Origin of the sequence: Nocardia carnea (assembly GCF_029869215.1) — a bacterium.
Taxonomy (GTDB): domain Bacteria; phylum Actinomycetota; class Actinomycetes; order Mycobacteriales; family Mycobacteriaceae; genus Nocardia; species Nocardia carnea_B.
This window is the reverse complement of the sequence record NZ_JARWPM010000269.1, coordinates 12,003-31,650: the sequence shown is the minus strand read 5'-3', so window position 1 is coordinate 31,650 and position 19,648 is coordinate 12,003. Positions and strand designations below refer to the sequence as shown.

The following is a 19,648-nucleotide window of genomic DNA, read 5'->3' as shown; positions in this document are numbered from 1 at the left end:
ACTGTTTTCCCCCGGCCTCCCGACGGGGTTTGTCTTTGGACACCCCCGGGGCGTTTATCGCCATCCGGCCGGGGGGTCGGGGGGGGTTGCCCGCGGGGGGGGGTGGGGGGGTTGCACCCCCACAAAACACATAAGTGATCGGCAAGGCGAGCGCTCTCCGCGAGCACACGTCCCCCCGATCACTTATACCGGTAAACGATCCGACCGCGGGAGAGGTCGTACGGTGAGAGCTCGACGACGACCCGATCCTCCGGCAGGATGCGGATGTAGTGCTGACGCATCTTGCCGCTGATATGCGCGAGGACCTTGTGCCCGTTCTCGAGCTCGATCCGGAACATCGCATTCGGCAACGGCTCGACAACCCGCCCCTCGACCTCGATGGCCCCGTCTTTCTTCGCCATATCCTCCGCGATCCCGGTTACACTCAACCTGGTCTGATTACCTGGTACTGCCCGATGCACCCGGCCGAAGCACCACACTGGCCACCCAGGGCGGCTCGCACTGCACAACGCGGATGATCTCAACCGATCGCACACGAACAGGCGGCGCTTTGATACACCGCCTGGTCAGCTTACCGGTAGGTGTGCAATCGGGCAAAAAAGGGTATGCCGTGGTCGCGTCGCGAGTCGCGTCGCGCGGCCCCGGGGTCGCCTCCCCGGCGCTGAGTGGAATGGGACTTGTCGCGTAAACTGGCCGCTGTCCGAGGGTCGACCATTCCAGGAGGGGACCGGTGAGCCGCAGCAACGACGGCCTCCCCATGCTGCCGCCATGGCTGGCCGATACCGAGGTCACCGGGGTCGGGCAGACGAATTTCCGCAACTACGAACCCCCGCCGGTCGAAAATCTCCCGCAGGACGAGATCATCCCGGAGACGCCGGAACCGCCGAACGGCTTCTTCAACCGGCGCGGACGTGGCGACGATCGCGCCGATTCCGCCGGTGAGAAGAAAAAGGGCAAGGGCTGGTTCCGCAACAAGAACAAGGACGAACCCTCGCTCGAGGAGCGCGTCGGGGAACTGCTGCCGAACAATCACGGCCCGCGCCCGTCGCAGCGCAACAACTGGGCCGAGGGCACCGCGCAGTGGTCGACTCAGCAGGTTCCCCAGGCCCCCGCCGACCCGCATTCCCCCGGCCCGGCGCAGCAGCCGGATACCGTCGCGAATCCCGCGCCCTATCAGCAGGCCGGGCCGAGCGCTCCGCCCGAACAGTTGCCGCCGGTCGATCGGCCCGCTGTCCCCGGGCCGCCGAATCAGCCGCCGCACGCCCCCGACGGCCGGGCGCCGTGGGGCCCGGCTCAGCCGGGACCGCAGTGGTCGCCCGGGCCGGATGCGCAGGGCGCCGCCGGGACCGGCCTACCGCCGGTGCCGCCACACCAGCCGCAGTTCAGCGCCCCCACACAGTCCACCGAGGCGCCACCGCAGCCACAGTTCACCGCACCTGCACAGTCCGATGCCCCGTGGCAGCAGCAGTCGACCGTGCCTGTGGAGCCGTCCGACGCTCCGGACCGGCCGCAGCACCCCGGGCCTGCTCTGCCGAACGGCAGGCCCGATGGTCCCGCGGAGGCGGCGTCCGCCGCGCCCTCGACGGAACGGCCGAGCCTGCCGACCCGCCACCCGAGCGCACCGGCACCGGAGTTCGATCGGCTGCGCCCGCATCATCCGATTCCCCCGCATTCCGACCGGGACGGCTCGGCCCTTCCGGCGGCGCATGACAGTGCCGGCGGCACCGAGGCCGATCCCACGAGCGCGGCCGGACAGACCAGCGGTTCGGGCGCGCCGGATACCGGTGAGCGCAACTTCCTGCCTCCGCCGCCTCCCCTGCCCGACCCCCCGCCGATCGCGACCGCACCGGATTCCGGCCCGGTAGAGCAACAGCCGATCCGCCGCCTGCCGGACCTGCCACCGGCGCCGAGCCCGCAGCCGGGTCCCGCGGTCGGGTGGGACGAACCGACACCTACCTCCTCCGGTTCTGCGGCTTCCGGCCGGGAGCGTGCAGTCGACCAGGACGATAACGGCCCGGCTCGTTACACCAGCGGCGCGCATTCGGCGGCCGGCCGTGTCGACCCATTCGCCGACGGCCCCGCACCCGAATCCCCGACCGGCACGCCCACCCAGGCACACGACCTCGCCGACCACGCCGCGGCCACCACCCCCGGGCCCGACAGCCCGTCCGACCGGACGAGCGCCCCGGCGCCGACCGACAGCGGGCAATGGCTGTCCCCGGAAAGCACACCGGCGCACTCCGCGGACGGCACCTCCGACCAGGCCGCGACCGGTGCGGGACAGTGGCGCGCGCCGGAAAGCTCCCCCGCGAACCCGGCCGAAGGCGTCGCCGAGCAGGCGATGGGCCCCGCGGCAGCCGGTGCCACGCAATGGCGGGCCCCGGAAAGCGCACCGATAGACGGCGCGCCGGGGCCGCAATGGCGGGCGCCCGAGCAACCGACCGCGTGGCCATCCGGTCCGCAGCATGCTGCGCCGACCTCCACCCCACCGAATCTCCCGCCGCAGCACGGCGGTTCGGCGATCGGACAGCCCGGTCCTGGTATGCCGCCGAACCAGCAGCCCGCTCAGCAGTGGCAGCAGGCGCCCCCGGCCAATCCGGGTCCGCCGCAGCACGGCGGCGGACCAGCGGCTTGGCAGGGGCAGGCTCCCCAAGCCGGTCAATGGCAGCATCCGCAACAGCAGTTCGGTGCGCCGGGCGCGCAGGGGCCGTCGCTGGAAGATGTCTCGGTGCGCCGGGCGAAGAAACCGGCCGGGAGCGGCTGGCGCAAAGTGGTACACCACGCCTCCGGCGGCAAGATCAATCCGGGGATGTCCGCCGAAGAGCGGCGGATGCTGGAACTGGTGGCGCGAATCCGCCAGCCCGTCCGCGGCGACTACCGCATCGCGGTGCTCTCGCTGAAGGGCGGTGTCGGTAAGACCACCACCACCATCGGCCTGGGGTCGACCTTCGCCTCCATCCGCGGCGACCGAGTGATCGCCGTAGACGCCAACCCCGACTTCGGGACGCTCTCCCAGCGGGTGCCGCTGCAGACCCGGTCCACGGTCCGCGACCTGCTGCTCGACCCCGCGATCCAGCGGTATTCGGATGTGCGCCGGCATACCTCGCAGGCCACCAGCCGGCTCGAGGTGCTGGCCAGCGAACGTGATCCGGCCGCGTCGGAAGCGTTCAACGAGGACGAGTACCGCGCGGTCGCCCGGATCCTGCAGCGTTTCTACAACATCATCCTCACCGACTGCGGTACCGGTCTGATGCATTCGGCGATGGCCGGTGTGCTGCAGCTGGCGCATTCACTGGTCCTGATCTCGCCGACCGCGATCGACGGCGCGCAGAGCGCCTCGGCCACGCTGGACTGGTTGTCACTGCACGGGTACCACCATCTGGTGCAGAACGCGGTGGTGGTGATCAATTCCCCGCGCGACGGCACCCCGAATATCGATGTGCAGCAGCTGCGGCAGTACTTCCTGTCCCGCTGCCGGGCCGTGCATATGATCCCGTTCGACCCGCATATGTCCGAGGGTGCCGAGATCGATCTGCCGCGCCTGAAGAAGGAAACCAAACGAGCGTATGTGGAACTCGCGGCCACGGTCGCCGACGATTTCGGCCGGAGTTACCACCTGCAACACGGCGGCTGAAACCAGTCCGCGGCGCGAGTCCTGTCCCCCTCACCGAACTGATCGGCGGTGAAGACCGCGCGGCCGTACCACGCCGGCGCCGCTGCGCGAGGTCAGCGGACGCGGGGGCGCTGGGGGGACCACACCAGGGCCCACGGAGTCGGCCGAGCATATCGGCGGCGGGTCACCTCCGGCCCGCCGGACAGGCCGAGTTATCGTCGCGGGCCCACGGACCAGGCCGGACATATCGCCGGCGGGTCACCTCCGCCCGCAGAACAGGCCGGGCCCAGCGCTGACGGGTCACGCCCAACCCGCCGGACAGGCCGAGGTATCGCCGCGGGGCTCGCACCCGGCCGCGGAACAGGCCGGACCTAGCGCCGACACGTCACCTCCGCCCCGCCGGAGCTGTCGCCGAGGGCCCCGTCGAGCCCGCGGAACAGGCTGGGCCGGACGTATTGCCGACGGGACCACGTACGGCCTGCGGGATGCACCGGATGTGTCGCCGACGAGCGACGACGTTCCCCCACTGCCGGCGGTACCCGCGGTCGTCGATGTGAACGCGATCGCCGAACCGGGCCCCGACGGCCTCTGACTCGACGCCACCCGGGCGGGGTCCCTACCGGCAGCGCGACCTGAAGCCTCGGCTAGCGCCGGGACCGCGTGCCGAGCCGCGCGGTGCTCACCATTCGGGCAGGCGCCGCCGGCCGGCCAGTACGTCTCCCACGAGCGCGTCGTAGGCGTCGGCGAGTTCGGCCAGATGGTGCCAGGCGCCGTGCAGCAGTTCGTCGTCGGCGTCGAGGGTCATCAACGCGTGATGCGCGCGAACAGCCGATTCCGCGAGCCGATCGATGATCGCGCCGATGGTCTCGGTGTGCAGGGTGACCCCGAGCCGATGCTGGGGGACATTGCGACCCACCCAATCATCGATCGCCAGCACCAATTCCATGCGGCGCCGGTCGATCTCGACCAGCCGGTCGGGATCGGTGACGATCGACCCGCCCCGGCCCACGAGTCTGCGCTCGTGCAGGACGGCGAGATCGCGTGCGTACCAGAGCAACTGCCCGCCGACCACCCGGTGGCCGCGCGCGGCCCGCACCAATAGGTCGGAATTGGGCAGCGGTCCGGTAGTTCCGTTCCGCGCCAACGCATCAGCACCACGCTGGGCGCCGGGAAGAGCCATTACGACTGTTGTATCCGAACCTGTCACGGTTGCCTCGCCGTTCATCGCCGCACAACACCGGGTCAGTACGTTGATTACAATAAACCGCGAAAGCGTACTGTCAAGCGATACCGACCCCACCGGACACGAAAAGCGTACACTTCGTTACCTGGAGACCACCCGAGGAGCACGATGGCGGACGGTCCGACGTATCGACGGATCGCGGACCACCTCCGCGAGGAAATACGAGCAGGTAAGTGGCGGCCCGGGGATCGCCTGCCCAGTCACACGGAACTCGCCGAGCAAATGCAGGTTTCGCTGACCACCGCTCGTAACGCGATACAGGTCCTGGTCACCGAAAATCTTGTTTATACCGCTACCTCGCGCGGCACGATCGTCCGCAACCGCGAAGTCCTGGAATCGGTCGTCACCGACCATATCCGTCCCGACCGGCCGCGCGCGGCGCACGATATCTTCTCCGAGATCGCGCGCGCCGCGGGCCGGGTACCGACGAAGGAATTCAGTGCCCGGATGGAGCCGGCGGATCAGCATATCGCCGCGTTACTGGGCATACCGGTGGATTCCTGGGTGCTGGCCCGGACCGTCGTCCAATTCCTGGACAACGAACCGTGGTCGTGGGAGGTGAGTTTCTATCCACGAGACCTCGCCGAGGCCACCGGGATAGATTCACCGCACGATATCGCCGAGGGCACCACCCGCCGCCTGGCCGACCGCGGATACGCCGAGACCGCACACCGCGATACGCTCGTCGCCCGGCCGGCCAGCGCCGAGGAGGCCGGGGTGCTCGGAGTGGCGATCGGTACCGTGCTGCTGGATCATCTACGTATCGGCGCGAACCACGACCGGGTAACCCGGGTGACCCGGCATCGTTCGATCGCGACCAGTAATCGCATCGCGTACGAACTCGGTGATGCCGCGGGCACGAGTATAATTCGCGCCGCGCTGGAACAGACTGATCGGTCCGGGATATGGTTCTAGCTCATGACCGTCCAGATTCGGCCGGCCGCACTCGATGATCTCCACCTGATCTGTCGGCTGCGGCAACAACGCGCCTCATGGCTTGCCGCCCGCGGCTCCGACCAGTGGTCCACCGAGGCGTCCGGACTATCGATCGACTATTTCGCGCGGGTTGTCGACCGCGCATTGGCAGCCGGGGAAACCTGGATCGCCGAGGTGCGTGGCGAACCGGCCGGAACGATCACCGTGAACGAGCGCGCCGACAAAGAACTGTGGACCGACGCCGAACTCGCCGAGTCGCTGATCGTGCACTATCTCATCGTGGACCTGCGCTATTCCGGCCACGGCGTCGGCCGGAAGTTACTCGCGCACGCCGCGGCACTCACCCGGACCCAAGGGCGCAGCTGGGTCCGGCTCGATGCGTGGACCACAAACACCGATCTGCACGCTTATTACCGGCGCGCCGGTTTCCGGCTGGCCCGGGTGGCCGGACCGGACCGTCCGAGCCCGTCGTGCGCGCTGTTCGAGCGGCATATCGACGAATGGCGGACCGACGACGCGTTGATCAGCGCTCGCCCGGCGTCCTTCCCCATGACACCGTTGTCCCCCTTCCCGGCCGTCCTGCCGGCTCTCGGCTGAACCCACGTCCGGCCGGGGCGCCACCGCGCCGGCCGGACCTCGATCGACGGCACGCCCGCAGCAGGACGACCGGGTCAGAGCGGATCCAGATGGGCGATATGGACCATCTCGATACCGCGGCTGCGCGATACCAGCACCCCGCGTCCGGGCGGCAGTTTGGTCGGGCGCACATCGCCGACGAGCTTGCCCTCGTCCTTGGAACCACTCATGATCAGCGTCTCCACCGACATGTTCTTCATGGTGCCGAGAATGGGGTCGAACAGAGCGCGCGACACACCGCCGATACGCCGGGCAACGATGAGGTGCATACCGATATCCCGTGCCTGCGGCAAGAATTCGATGAGCGGCTGGAACGGATTGGCGCTACCGGCGGCGACCATATCGTAATCGTCGACCACGATGTAGATCTCGGGTCCGCTCCACCAGCTGCGCTCGCGCAACTGCTGCGGTGTGATATCCGAACCGGGAATACGTTTCGCAAGGTAGGCGGCCACTTCCTTGATCATCGGACCGCAGGTCTGCGAGGAGGTCGAGTATCCGGCCAGCTGATCGCCCTCGAGCACCCCGAGCATCGTGCGGCGATAGTCGATCATGATCACGCGCGCCTGCTCGGAGGTCGAGTTCTCGGTGATACCCATGACGATATTGCGCAGCAGAGTGGTCTTCCCGCATTCCACGTCGGCGAAGGCCATGAAATGCGGTTCGGCGTTGAAATCCATGACCAGCGGCTGCAATTCGGACTCACCCAGTCCGACGACGACCTTTGTGGCTCCGGTTTCGATCCCCTGCGCCCGTGCCTGGGCCAGCAGATCGTCGCGCTCGAACTTCAGCGGCAGCATCCGGACCTCCGGGGCCCGGCGGTTGGGATACAACTGCGCCAGTTCGGTCCGCGCCCGCGACACACCTTCGGCGAGACTCGCGGGGTCCGAATCGGAGTCCAGCCGCGGCAACGCGATGAGCATATGCAGATGCTCCGCGGTGAGGCCGCGACCCGGCCGCCCCACCGGCACCTGATGGGCGACCCGGCGTCCCATTTCCGAATCGGTGGGATCACCGAGCCGCAATTCGATCCGGGTACCGATCTGATCCTTGACCACCGGCCGGATCTCCGCCCAGCGCGAGGCGCCGATCAGCAGGTGGATACCGAACGAAAGGCCCTGTCCGGCAATGGCATTGATTTGCGGTTCGAGGGATTCGAACTCTTCGCGGATGGCTATCCAGCCGTCGATCACCAGGAACACATCGCCGAACGCGTCCTCCGGGAAGGGATCGGCGATGCCCTGCTGCAACGCCGCGAATTTGCGGCGCCGGTACTCGGCCATCGATTCGATGCCCTGTTCGGCGAACCGTTCCTCACGCTGACGCATGAGCGAGGTGAGTTCGGCGATGGTCCGGCGGACCCGGTCACCGTCGAGACGGCCCGCGACCGAACCGACATGCGGAATCCCCACCAGGCCGGCCATACTGCCGCCACCGAAATCCAGGCAGTAGATCTGTACCTGTTCGGGGGTGTGCGTGGCCGCCGTGGCCATGATGATCGCGCGCAGGGTGGTGGACTTACCCGACTGCGGACCGCCGACCACCGCGACATTGCCCAGCGCACCGGCCAGGTTGATGGTGAGCACATCACGCCGCTGCTCGTACGGTTTGTCGATCACCCCGATCGGCATCCACAACTGGCCGTGCCGGTTCACCGGCGAACGCCAATCCGGGTCGGGCAGCAGCATATCCACCGTGGGCGATTCCTCCAGCGGCGGCAACCAGACCTCGTGGGCGGGCCGGCCGTGCCCGGTGAGCCGTTTGACCACCACGTCGAGCAGCGAATCCGGCACGCCCTCGCCCTCGGCGGCTCCCGCGGCGGCCACCTCCGAGGGCGGCGGCGGCAGTTCGAGCAGCGGGTTGAACGCGGCGGCCTCCTCCTCCGGCTCGCCGGCGACGGGGTCGTCCGCTTCGGGTATCTCGACCGGGGACGCGGTGAACAGTCCGGGCCGCTGCCGCGCGACGGGGCTGCCGTCCTCGGTGGCGGTGCCCTGCGGGGCTTCATACGGGCCCGAGACATAACTGGCGTTGAAACGCAGCGGGTCGGAGGCGTCGCTCTTCAGATAGCCCGAGCCGGGAACGCTCGGCAGATGGTAGGCGTCGGTGATCCCGAGTACGGCGCGGGATTCGTTGGCGGAGAAGGTGCGCAGGCCGATCCGGTAGGACAGATGCGATTCCAGCCCGCGCAGTTTGTTCTCCTCGAGCCGCTGGGAGGCCAGCAGCAGATGGACGTGCAACGACCGGCCGAGGCGGCCGATCATCACGAACAGTTCCGCGAAATCCGGTTTCTGCGAGAGCAGTTCGGAAAACTCGTCGACCACCACGAACAGCGCGGGCAGTGGGTCCAGCGGTACGCCCGCGGCGCGCGCTTTCTCGTAATCGTTGACATTGGCGTAGTTACCGGCCGAACGCAGCAGTTCCTGGCGGCGGTTCATCTCACCGGCCAGCGCGTCCTTCATACGGTCGACCAGCGACAGCTCGTCTTCCAGGTTGGTGATCACCGCCGCGACATGGGGAAGCGGATCCAGACCCAGGAAGGTCGCACCGCCCTTGAAGTCGACCAGCACGAGGTTCAACGCGTCGGGCGAATGCGTGGTCACCAGCGAAAGCACCAGCGTCCGAAGGAATTCCGACTTGCCCGACCCGGTGGCGCCGATACACAGGCCGTGCGGGCCCATACCGTTCTCGGCCGATTCCTTGATATCGATCTCGACCGGTGTCCCGTCGGGAGTGATCCCGATCGGCACCCGCAACCGTTCCCGCGCGGTCCGCGGCCGCCATACGCGGGCCGGATCGATCTGCGCGGCATCCGGAATCTTCAACAAGGCCATCAGACCCGGATCGCTGGTGGTGCCCTCCCCGAGGCTCACGATCTGCGCGGCGGTCGCCAGGCGGTACCGGGCGAGCGCGCGCGAAAATGCCTCCGCCTCCGCAATACTCACCGCGTCCGCGGTGGCGAAGCGCTCGGTACCCGCGGCGCTCTTCGCCGAGACCTCGCCGTTCGAGCACACCAGTTGCAGGCCGCGGCGGGCGGCCAGCCCACCCTCGGGAGCGGTGAGGTCCAGAACGGTCACCGAGTCCAGACCCGATTCGGCGACCAGCCGCTCGTTCCCGCTGACATATCCGTCGTCGATGACGACCACGATGTGCACCCGGCCCTGAGTGGGTTGCGGGTTGCGCATGAAACGGCCGCGTTCGATCAGCTCGGCCGAGAGCGCCGTCTCCAGTTCACCGAGTGACTGGTACATCATCCGCACCGAACCCATACCGTCACGCTGAGCCGGATGCTGCAGATGGGGCAGCCATTTCGCCCACGACCACACGGGCGCGTCGGGGTCGCTGCACACGATCGCGACGGACAGATGGTCGGGACCGTGGAAGCTGGCCAGCTCCATGATCATCGAACGCACCAGGGTGCGCGCCTCACCGATATCACCGCCGATATTGATGGCGGGGAAAGCACGTAACGAGACCGCGGTCGGCAATCGGTGCACCACCGAATGCGTGCGCACGAACCGCCGCAATGCCACGGTCGACACCGGCTCCAGATCCTCGAGCGGACCGGTTTCCGGGCGGGCCAGCTTGGTGGCCAGGCGGTGGCTGCCCAGGCCGACCCGGACATGACCGAAATCGGGGTCGTTCGGGCGGCGCTCCCACATCCGCCGGGTACCCACCAGCGACAGCAGATCCGCGGGCTCGGGATGGCTCCAGCCCAGCGATTCGAGCTGTTTACCGCCGGTGCGGCGGACCTCCTTGCGGATCTGGTCCAGGTACCGGAAGTAGTCCTTGCGCTCCTCGTTCAGCTCGACGGCGCGTTTCCCGCCGCCACCGCGGTACCCGGCCATCATGCCGACCATCGACATGATCATCATCATCGGGAACATCATCATGAACGGATTGGCCAGCATATTGCGGCCCATCATCGCCATCATGGCGATCATGCCGATCACCGCGATCACCATGACCACGGGCATGATCTTCATCATCAGCGGAGCCGGGATGGCGCGCGGGACCTCCGGGGGCGCCGTCAGCGCGACCTCACCACCCGGCGCCCGGGGCGGGGCGATACGGGGTCGGCGTACAAAGCCTTCGGTAGCCATGGTTCCTTCTCAGATCGGCAGCCGGCGGTCGATACCGGGCCGGGTCACGGGTCCGATTCCAGGTCGAGGGGGCGCTCCGGCCGGCGGAACGGGTACGCGATCGCCGCGCCGATGGCCAAGGCGGACAGGCAGAGCACCGCACCGGTGATCGCGATCGCGCGCTGCCGCGGATCGGGCCCGGGTGGATGGACCGGTGCGGCGACGGGCCGGGAGGCGGCGGCACCCACCGCGACCGGTTCGACCGGCAGTTCGGCGGTGAGCGCGGCCAGCGGATCGATCAGGCCGTGGCCGATCCGGTCGTCCCGGCCGGTGCCCGGCCCGTGCGCGGTGCGGGTGATCCGGTCCATCACCTGCTGGGCGGTGAGCTGGGGAAAGCGCGAGCGCACCAGGGCCGCGAGGCCGGCCACGTAGGGCGCGGCGAAACTGGTGCCCTCCACCGACCGGACACCTTCGCTGGTCTGCACGCCGTCGACCAGCCCGGTGCCGCCGGGTTTGCTGTCCAGCGACACGATATTGCGGCCGATGGCGGCGACCTGCACCCACGGCCCGTTCAACGACAGTTCGGAGACCTGGCCGTTCGGGTCCACCGAACCGACGGCCAGCACATAGGGCGAGAACCAGGCGGGGCTGGCCACCGTGGCCACCGCACCCCAGCCGTTGCCGGTGTTCTGGTTCTGGCAGGCGCCGTCGCTCTGCAGGTTCCCGGCGGCGGCCACCACCACGACGTTGCGGTCGTAGGCGTATTTCACCGCGGCGCCCAGCGCGCCGTCGGCGGTGTCGAGACCGGCCTGGGTGCAGGCGACCTCGGAGATATTGATCACCGTGGCGCCCATGTCCACGGCGCGGACCACGGCGCCCGCGAGGGTGAGAACGGTGCCGTAGCCTTCGGTGCTGATCCGGCCCGGGGCCTCGCGGTTGTTGTTGTCCTTCTTCTCGTAGGCCAGGCTCAGCTGGCGAATGCTGAGGATCTCCGCGTCGGGGGCGACGCCGACGAAAGCATCGGCGGGACTGGGCTGGGCGGCAATGATCCCGGCCACCAACGTGCCGTGCCCGTCACAGTCGACGGTGCCGTCGGTATCGGAGACGTAGTCGCCGCCCGGCTGCAGCCTCGGTAGCCGGGGATGCCGGTTCACCCCGGTATCGATCACCGCCACTTTCTGCCCGGCGCCCCGGCTGAACTGCCAGGCCGCCGGAAGATTCAGCACTTGCTGGGAGAGCGGCGGTGCGCTCGGCGGCGCGCCGGTGAGCAGGGGTTCGGCGCAGACCGCGCTCTGCTCGGTGGGTTCCAGCGGCGCGGGCCGGCCGCTGATGGCCTGTGCCGCGCCCAGCGCACCCGGGTCGATCACGGGCTGCGGAATCGCCGCGGCATACGAGCCGGGCAGTGCCACCGCCGCACCGAATACGGTGAGGGCACAGGCCATGCGCAGCAGCCGGCGCACCGGACGAGCACTCATAGGCTCAAGTTCCTGGCCATACCGTAGATACCCATCATCCACAGCACCAGCGGGATCACCGCCATGATCAGGCCGTATTCGAAGAGTTCGATCGCGCGCCGCACCACCGGGGTGACCTCGATATGCGGGCCGATCACCCCGAAGCCGACCACCCCCAGCGTGAACGCCAGCAGGATCGCCGCGCAGAGCAGGATGAGATCGCCTTCCCCGAACGCCAATCCGACGATCAATGCCACGAAGGTGACGCAGGCACCGCCGATCAGGATGGCCGCCTGGGTGATATCGGCGAACGACCGGCCGCGCAGCGACAGGATGATCGCGGTGATCACCGCGAGTGTGATGCCCTGCCACCGGTAGGGGCCGAGCGGGTCGGCGACTCCGAACGCCCCGATCACCACGCTCGCGGTGCAGGCGGCGATGAGGCCGGTCTGGAACCGGTTCGCCGCCCGCGCCCGCTCTCCGAGCCCCGCGGCCGAGGGCAGTGCGGTGGCGCCGATCGCGCCGATTCCCTCGATCGTCGGCCGTGGTTCGTGATCGGCCGGGTCGATCGCGGCCCCCGCGGTCGGCACCGGCGGAATCGGCAGCCGGGCCAGCAGCGCGGCCAGGCGCGGCACCATCGACAAGATCATGATCCCGGCGACCAGCAGTCCGGCCCCGACCTTCGGCAGACCCGGATGCCAGATGAGATAGATCACGGAGGTGACCAGTGCGATCACCGCGGCGGCCGCGGCACAGGAGAACAGCGTGGCACCGACTCCGGTGACCCGGTAGCCCACTAACGCCGCCACCAGCAGCACCGAACTCCCCAGCAACAGATGCGGCGCGCCCAGCGCACCCGGCACCACCAGCGCGGCACCGCCGAACAACAGCAGCAGCCCGTCGGCGGACAACCACGAACCCGTGATCTCGTCGTGGTACTTACGCGCCGTGATTCCGGCCGCGACCAGCGCACCCAGACCGGCACCGAGCAGCGCCAGGCCGGGCGCCAGCGGATCTTCGCCGCTGCCGCGGGAAACGACCAGCACGGCCAGCGTGGTGAGGACCGTGAGTGCCGAGACGACCAGCCCCATCCAGCGCGCCGACGCACCGGACCAGCCGGTGAATTCCTCCGCGGTGAGCCGCGATACCGCATCGATCACGTCGTCGAACAGCGCCGGCGCTTCCTTCGCACCGACCGACCGCAATACCAGCAGTTCGCCGTCGTAGACCTCGGCTTCGGTGAGGGTGCGGCTCGGGGCGATCGCCTCGCGCCCCAGCCGGGCCAGGGTCCAGTGCTGGGCGTCGAGCGGGCCCGTATCGTCCTCGGACTCCGGCAGATTCGGATTGCGCGATTCGATCAGCGCCACCAGATCGCCGATGAAGCTCGCGATCGGCACCGTCGCGGGCAGGCCCACATCCACCTGGGTGTTGCCGCCGATGACCGAAACCCGGCTCAGTTCCGGTTCGTGCGCGCGGGTACCGCTCGGTGTTTCGACCACTGTACTCATCTCCCCACCCACGTCCCGATCAACAATTCACGCCTCAGCCGTCGACAATTCATATTCCCGCCATCCGTAATTCGTTGCCGACCGCCGCCGCGACACGGAACTCGGTCGGTATCAGCTTCTTCGGCAATTGTCGAGCACTCTCAGCTGGATGGTCTGGCGTTGCGTCCTCCCGGCAACTGAACCTAATGTAACGGAGCACCGAGGCGCGCGCGATCGGTAGTCTGGTATCCAGATAAACGTTCTCTTTACGCCTATACAAGAATTCGGGGAGCGCCTGCAATGACCGGCAACCGCCAAGCTCAACGCGCATTCGACGCCGGGGTTCTGTCGCTCGGATTGTCCATCGAAGGCCAGGAGTCCGCCCGCGACCTCGAGTACGCCAAGCTGGCGTTCCAGCGCGCCACCGAATGGGATCCGGGTATGTGTGATGCCTGGCTGGGGCTGGCGGCCGCCGGCGAGCTCACCAAGGACGTCTTGTTCAACCTGTACAAGACCTGCGACGACACGCTGTACCGGGAACAGCGGCGGGTCGGGTTGCGGCCGCGCGAACTCGCCGGTCGCTTCCAGCCGGGTCTCTACATCGACTACCCGCTCGCCAGCCGCACCGAGATCGCGCTGGCCTGGGCGGCGCAACTGATCGCGGACAAGGACTACGACGAAGGCGAACGCGTCCTCGACCAGCTCGACCAGTTCCGCAAAGGCCAGCGCAACAGTCCGGAACGGGTTGCCGATGACCGGATCTCCGCCTATGTGCGCGGCGTCCTGCACTACACGACACAGCGCTGGCCCGATGTGATGACGGTACTGGCCGGTTCGGCCGAATGGGACGACGCGTATCTCGCGGCGGGCGCTCACGTCATGGTCGGCACGGCCTGTGCCCAGCTGGGCCTGTTCGCCGAATCGATCCGCCGGATGCAGGCCGCCGAACAGGGGCCGATCCCCGCCGCCCGCTCCACCGCCATGTTCTGCCGCGGCCTGTGCCTGCGCGAGATCGGCAACGAGGAAGAGGCGCAGGGGCTGTTCGAGAAGGTGTACTCGCAGGCACCGGATTTCGAGGCCAACGCCTCGGCCATGCGCGACCGCACCTTCCGGATCACCGTCACCAGCCGTGATGTCATCGCCGCCCGCACCGATAAATGGGATCCGGCGTCGTCGCCGACGATGGAGCAGATGAACCGGGCCGAGGTTCAGGACCGGGCGAAGGAAACGCTCGCCGAGGCGCGCGCCGAACTCGATTCCCAGATCGGCCTCGCCTCGGTGAAAACCCAGGTGGCCAAACTACAGTCGACCGCCCAACTGGCGAAGATCCGCGCCGAGAAGGGGATGGCCAGTGTGCCGCGCGGCCAGCATCTGGCCTTCACGGGCCCGCCCGGTACCGGTAAGACCACCATCGCCCGGGTGGTCGCCAAGATCTACTGCGGGCTCGGCCTGTTGCAGACCGAGAAGATGGTCGAGGCCAAACGCGCCGATTTCGTCGGCGAACATCTGGGCAGCACGGCAATCAAGACCAACAAACTGATCGACAGCGCCATGGACGGTGTGCTGTTCATCGACGAGGCCTACACGCTGATCCAGACCGGCCTCTCCGGTGGCGACGCGTTCGGCCGCGAGGCGGTGGATACGCTGCTGGCCCGGATGGAGAACGATCGCGACCGCCTGGTGGTGATCATCGCCGGATACGACGGCGAGATCGACCGGTTGCTCGCGGCGAACGACGGTCTGGCCTCGCGTTTCGCCAAACGCCTGCAGTTCCCGTCCTACAACGCGACCGAACTCGGCCAGATCGGTGAGGTGATCGCGAAGAAACGCGATTCGGATCTGTCGGAGGAAGCGCTGAAGGTGCTGATCCGGGCCTGCGACCGGCTGTACGCCATGGAGAGCACCGACCAGAGCGGGCAACCGCGCCGTGGCGTGGACCTCGCGGGTAACGGCCGTTTCATCCGCAATGTGATCGAGGCGGCCGAGGAAGAACGCGAGTTCCGCCTGGCCAACGACGAAAACCTGGATCTCACCGAGGTCGACGAGGCGGTGCTGCGGCGGATCGAGGAACCGGATATGCGGCTCGCCTTGGCCACCATCCTGGCCTCGCTGAACATCGGCTGGACCGACCCCGACTAGCGACCCGCACGACCGGGCAAGGCCCCGGTGGCCTGCGCGGACAGCTCCGGACAGCGGCGCACGAGGGCGACAGGCCAACCCCTTTCACGGTACTTTCGTTGTCCGGCCATCCCGCGCTACCGGTCGGCCCACCGCCCGGCCGCGACGCCGGCCATCGATGGTTCGGCTGACACCGGGCAGCCGGAAGGGCCGGTCGCTTGCCGCTGGGCGGCAGGTCGGCTCGCCGAGCCGGGTCTCCCGCCCGGTCCGGTCTCCGGGCGCCGGTGCCCGGCCCCTGAAGCAGACAGGCGTTACGACGCGACCGGATGGCCCGTATCTGTCGCCCGGCGACCTGTTGCTTCTGTACAGGCCCGAATGGCCGGATGCCGGAATGCCACCGACGAACGGGTCGGTCCATCCAGGGGCATCCAGGCCCCGTCCTGATTGCTTGCCGGGTTTGTCTGTCCGCACGGGTGACTCGGGCGCCTTCCGCCGGCGCAAGTCGGTTCCCGGCGGCCGGCCCGCGCGGTGCGGGATTGCGGCCGGTGGGGCCGATCAGCCCTCTGTCAGGGAGTCGTGGCTGACCAGGGCTTCCCGGGGATCCAGCGTGGGGCCGGGGACGAGCTGGCCGATGATGGCCCAGGGGGCCAGATGTGGGGTGTTGCCCAGGCCGAGCACATTCGCGGTGGCCGGATCGGGGACGCCGTAACGGACTCCGTTATCGGCGACGTAGAACAGGCTGCCACGCCGCGGACTGCCCGGTTCCATACCGGTGATCTGCACGAATTCACCGTGGGCGGGTTCGACATACACCTCGTCCACCCGGTCGCCGCTGCTGTCCGCGGTCGCCAGCCGCACCGGTTTCGCCGACTCCGCGATCGGCAACCGAGTGCCGATCAGCAGGCCCACCGAGGCCCGCTCTCCCGGACCGTCGGTGGCGCCCTGTTCCACCGGCGCCGTCCCCGGTGATTTCGCCCAGGCGATACAGGTCACCGGGCCGTCCTCGGCTGCGACGATCTCCGGGATCTCGACGGGGAACTCCGCCACCGGCAGCCGGTGCACCACCGGCACCTCGTCCAGCACATCGGGCGGCATCACCGCGACCTCGCTCATCCCCTGCGAATCCGCGTACCGGATCACCTGCGCGGTGAACGGCGAAATCGGCTGGACCCCGTCGGCGAGAACGACATACATTTCCGGGCCGGAATTGCCGCCGACCCCGGTGACGGAGATGATCCCGCCGATCGGTACCTCGGCCAGCGGTCCCGGGCCGGGCTCCCCCGCCCGGTCGATCGCCGGCGCCTTCAGCGGCGGCACCTGTGTGGTGGCGCCGAGGAATCCGGTGCCGACCGGCCGCGGCCGATGCGCCGGCAGGTCGAGAGCACGGGCGAGCACGGTATCGTTCGGGTCCACCTCGGCGCGTTTACCGTCGTAGACGAGATAGGTTTTGTCGTCGCGGGTCACCAGCAGGGCCTCGGCGGGCGCGGCGGCGCGGATCCGGTCGGTGAGCTGGGGCGTACCGGAGACGACCGTCGTGGTCGCACCCACCGCCGAGGCGGCGCTGCCGCCCGCGGACAGCTCGATGCTCTCGCACAGCGACCAGTGTGAATCGCCGCCCTGCGCCGAACCCGGGAGCGCGGCCGGGGCGCCGGGGATACCGAGCAGGGGACCACGCGGCAGGGTGCCCAGTTTGTCGTCCTTGACCGCATGCGGTTCGGCACTGCTGCCGGTGATCAACCGTGCCGACGCCAGATTCAGGACGGGATGCAGGGTTTGGCTGCCGTCTTCCTTCTTCACCACCACATACAGCGCGCCGCTGGCCTTACCGGAGACGATCACGGCGTCGCCGATCGCGCCCTGTGGGCGCAGGAACGCCAGGATGGCCGCGCCGGCGGTGACGAGGATGCCGAGCACCAAACCCACCAGCAGCGACCGGATCTGCGAGCGCATGGGGTCGTGCAGCATGCGCACATCACGGCGGACCAGCGCGTGGTCGAGCCGGCGTAGCAGGAAACGGTACCCGTTCACCTGGGCACGGGTAGTCAGCTGTGCTGGCACTCGGGACTCCATCGCGCTGTCGACCGCAATCTCTGCCGACACGGTACCGTAATTCACGACCGTTACGTCGGCCCATATCGGTGAAATCACGGTCAGCGCACCGAGAAGCGAATGCAGCCGAGGCAGGAACAAACAACTGTGAACGACACGATGAACACCGGGGAACCGGCACCGGTAATTCCGGACCAACCGGTTTCTCAAAATTCGGTAAATATTCGCCGATCGGCCTATGACACTTTGCGGGACCCGGAATTCTGGTTGTTCCGCATTTTTCCGCTGCGAATAGTTGTTCCCGGCGTTCTGGTCGCGGCGGCGGTCGCGTGGATCGTGCTGGCGTTCAGCGATTCGGTCTGGTATTCCCTCGGTGCCGGAGTCGCGGTCGGTCTCATCGGGCTCGCACCCATCGGCGGCCGGACCCTGGTCGCGCGGATCGCCGGGATCCTCGCCCGGCGCGGCCGCATCCCGGCCGAACGGCTGGAACAGGCCGCCGCCTTCGATGTCCCGTTGCCCGAAGGCGGCGGCTACGGGGTGCGCTGGGACGGGGATCTGCTGCTGACCATGCTGCGTATCGATCCCCCACCGGACACCCTGACCCTGTTGCGGCCCGGCTCGCTGAACACCGAGCAACTCCTGCCCCTGCCCGAGATAGCGCGCTGCCTCGACCAATTCGATTTGACCCTGGCCAGTATCGATGTGGTGAGCACCGGTGCCCGCACCGCCGGCACCGGGGTCGCCGCCCATCTCTACGACCGGATCCTGGGCCCGCTACCGGCGATCGCACACCGCACCTGCTGGCTGGTACTGCGGCTGGACCCGCTGGCCAATGCCGAGGCCGTGGACAATCGCGGTGGCGGTGGCACCGGCGCGTTACGCGCGGCCATCATCGCGACCCGCCGGGTCGCGAACCGGCTGGCCGCGCACGATATCGCCGCGTCCGTGCTGACCGCGACGGAACTGAACACCGCGGTCCGCGAGCTCACCCACGGCTTCGCGGTGAACATGATCACCGAAGAGCCGAAATGGCTGGAATCCCAAGGGCGTTACCTGGCGCAGTATCAGATCAGTGCCGATATGGTGGGCCCGCGCGGGCTGGCCGATATCTGGGCCGTACCCAGCCTGTCGACCACCGTGACGCTGCGGCTGCGGCCCGGCATCAACCGCAACGACCCACATACCGAACTCGCCGATACCGTGGTGCTGAACGCCGTTGTCCGGTTCGACACGGTGGAACCGCCGGAACGGCCGCCGCTCGACGGCCTGCGCGAACTGTATGGAAACCAGCTGCGGATCCTGCTCGATACGCTGCCGGTCGGCTACACCGGGAGCTGGGGTCGTGATGTGGCCTACCGCGGAACCCTGGCCGCGCTGAGCGAATTCACCGTGCCCACCGCCGGCTGCGGGCAACTCATCGGCGCCGACGATCTGGGGCAGGGCATCGCGGTACCGCTGATCGGCGAGGGCACCCGCCAGCTCGAGGTGATCGGCACCCTGGACCTGGCGCAGCAGGTGATCCTGCGGGCGACCGCGCTCGGCGCGCACGCCATCGTGCACACCGCGCGCCCGGAGGCGTGGCAGACCATGGTGCGCAACCTCGACACCCCGCAGTTGCTCACCATCGCGCCCCGCGCCGCGGGCGCCAGCTATCACCCGCCCGGACCGCCCCCGCTGCCGACAGCGCCCTATCCGAGCACCACGCTGCTGGTATTCGACGGTATCCCACCGGTTTCCCATGCCGGTGGCGCGACCATCGTGCACGTGCGGCAACCGAACGAACCCGCGGGCTCGATCGACGCGGACGTATCGCTGGTCCAGGATCCGGCGACCCCCAACCGCATCACGGTACGCACGCCCGCGGTGACCACCACGGTGAACATGGTGACCACCCGGGAAGAAATGCACTACATCGGGGAATCACTGGCCGCCCGCTGACCCCGGTCCGGCATACGAAACGGGGGGGGGGGGGGGGGGGGGGGGCGCGCCCACCCGGCCACAGGAGGGGGGGGGGCGGCAGGACAGACAGAGCG

General features: G+C 68.5%; 10 protein-coding genes and 1 pseudogene. 5 read left to right on the top strand and 6 right to left on the bottom strand.

Annotation, left to right across the window (positions count from 1 at the left end; all coding sequences use genetic code 11):
- Positions 1-179: 179 nt before the first annotated feature.
- Positions 180-401, bottom strand: a complete 222-nt coding sequence (gene infA, locus QH276_RS18955) for a translation initiation factor IF-1 (RefSeq protein WP_003418601.1) — start codon at positions 399-401, stop codon at positions 180-182.
- 2,051 nt (positions 402-2,452) lie between these two features.
- Here infA and QH276_RS35550 point away from each other — a divergent pair.
- A pseudogene (locus QH276_RS35550) lies at positions 2,453-3,634 on the top strand (MinD/ParA family ATP-binding protein); the annotation flags it as partial.
- Positions 3,635-4,292: 658 nt separating this feature from the next.
- Here the strand turns inward: QH276_RS35550 and QH276_RS18945 are convergent.
- On the bottom strand, positions 4,293-4,793 hold the full coding sequence (locus tag QH276_RS18945; RefSeq protein WP_280397251.1) for a DUF4254 domain-containing protein: 501 nt from the start codon (positions 4,791-4,793) through the stop codon (positions 4,293-4,295).
- Between the two features lie 171 nt (positions 4,794-4,964).
- Here QH276_RS18945 and QH276_RS18940 point away from each other — a divergent pair, with 171 nt between their 5' ends.
- Positions 4,965-5,771 carry a GntR family transcriptional regulator gene (locus QH276_RS18940; protein WP_280397252.1) on the top strand — a complete coding sequence of 269 codons (807 nt, stop codon included), beginning with the start codon at positions 4,965-4,967 and terminating at the stop codon, positions 5,769-5,771.
- A 3-nt stretch (positions 5,772-5,774) separates the two neighbouring features.
- Positions 5,775-6,389 (top strand): GNAT family N-acetyltransferase, encoded by a 615-nt coding sequence (locus QH276_RS18935; protein ID WP_280397253.1) that lies wholly within the window; start codon positions 5,775-5,777, stop codon positions 6,387-6,389.
- Positions 6,390-6,463: 74 nt separating this feature from the next.
- Here QH276_RS18935 and eccCa read toward each other — a convergent pair whose 3' ends face one another.
- Genes eccCa through eccD form a run of 3 tightly spaced genes read right to left on the bottom strand, consistent with a single transcriptional unit; the run spans position 6,464 to position 13,469 of the window.
- Positions 6,464-10,528, bottom strand: coding sequence for a type VII secretion protein EccCa (gene eccCa / locus QH276_RS18930; RefSeq protein WP_280397254.1), 4,065 nt, complete (start codon positions 10,526-10,528; stop codon positions 6,464-6,466).
- Positions 10,529-10,572: 44 nt separating this feature from the next.
- On the bottom strand, positions 10,573-11,982 hold the full coding sequence (mycP, locus tag QH276_RS18925) for a type VII secretion-associated serine protease mycosin (RefSeq protein WP_280397255.1): 1,410 nt from the start codon (positions 11,980-11,982) through the stop codon (positions 10,573-10,575).
- A complete protein-coding gene (eccD, locus tag QH276_RS18920) occupies positions 11,979-13,469 on the bottom strand; it encodes a type VII secretion integral membrane protein EccD (protein WP_280397256.1) in 1,491 nt (496 codons plus the stop codon). Before eccD ends, mycP begins: the two co-directional genes overlap by 4 nt.
- A gap of 279 nt (positions 13,470-13,748) precedes the next feature.
- Between eccD and eccA the strand changes: the two genes are divergently transcribed.
- A complete protein-coding gene (eccA, locus tag QH276_RS18915; protein WP_280397257.1) occupies positions 13,749-15,587 on the top strand; it encodes a type VII secretion AAA-ATPase EccA in 1,839 nt (612 codons plus the stop codon).
- 534 nt (positions 15,588-16,121) lie between these two features.
- On the opposite strand, the gene eccB is transcribed toward eccA, so the two are convergent.
- Positions 16,122-17,624: a type VII secretion protein EccB gene (eccB, locus tag QH276_RS18910; protein WP_280397258.1), complete on the bottom strand. Its 1,503-nt coding sequence runs from the start codon at positions 17,622-17,624 to the stop codon at positions 16,122-16,124.
- Between the two features lie 237 nt (positions 17,625-17,861).
- Here eccB and eccE point away from each other — a divergent pair, with 237 nt between their 5' ends.
- Positions 17,862-19,553 (top strand): type VII secretion protein EccE, encoded by a 1,692-nt coding sequence (gene eccE, locus QH276_RS18905; protein WP_280397259.1) that lies wholly within the window; start codon positions 17,862-17,864, stop codon positions 19,551-19,553.
- The last annotated feature ends 95 nt before the right edge of the window (positions 19,554-19,648 follow it).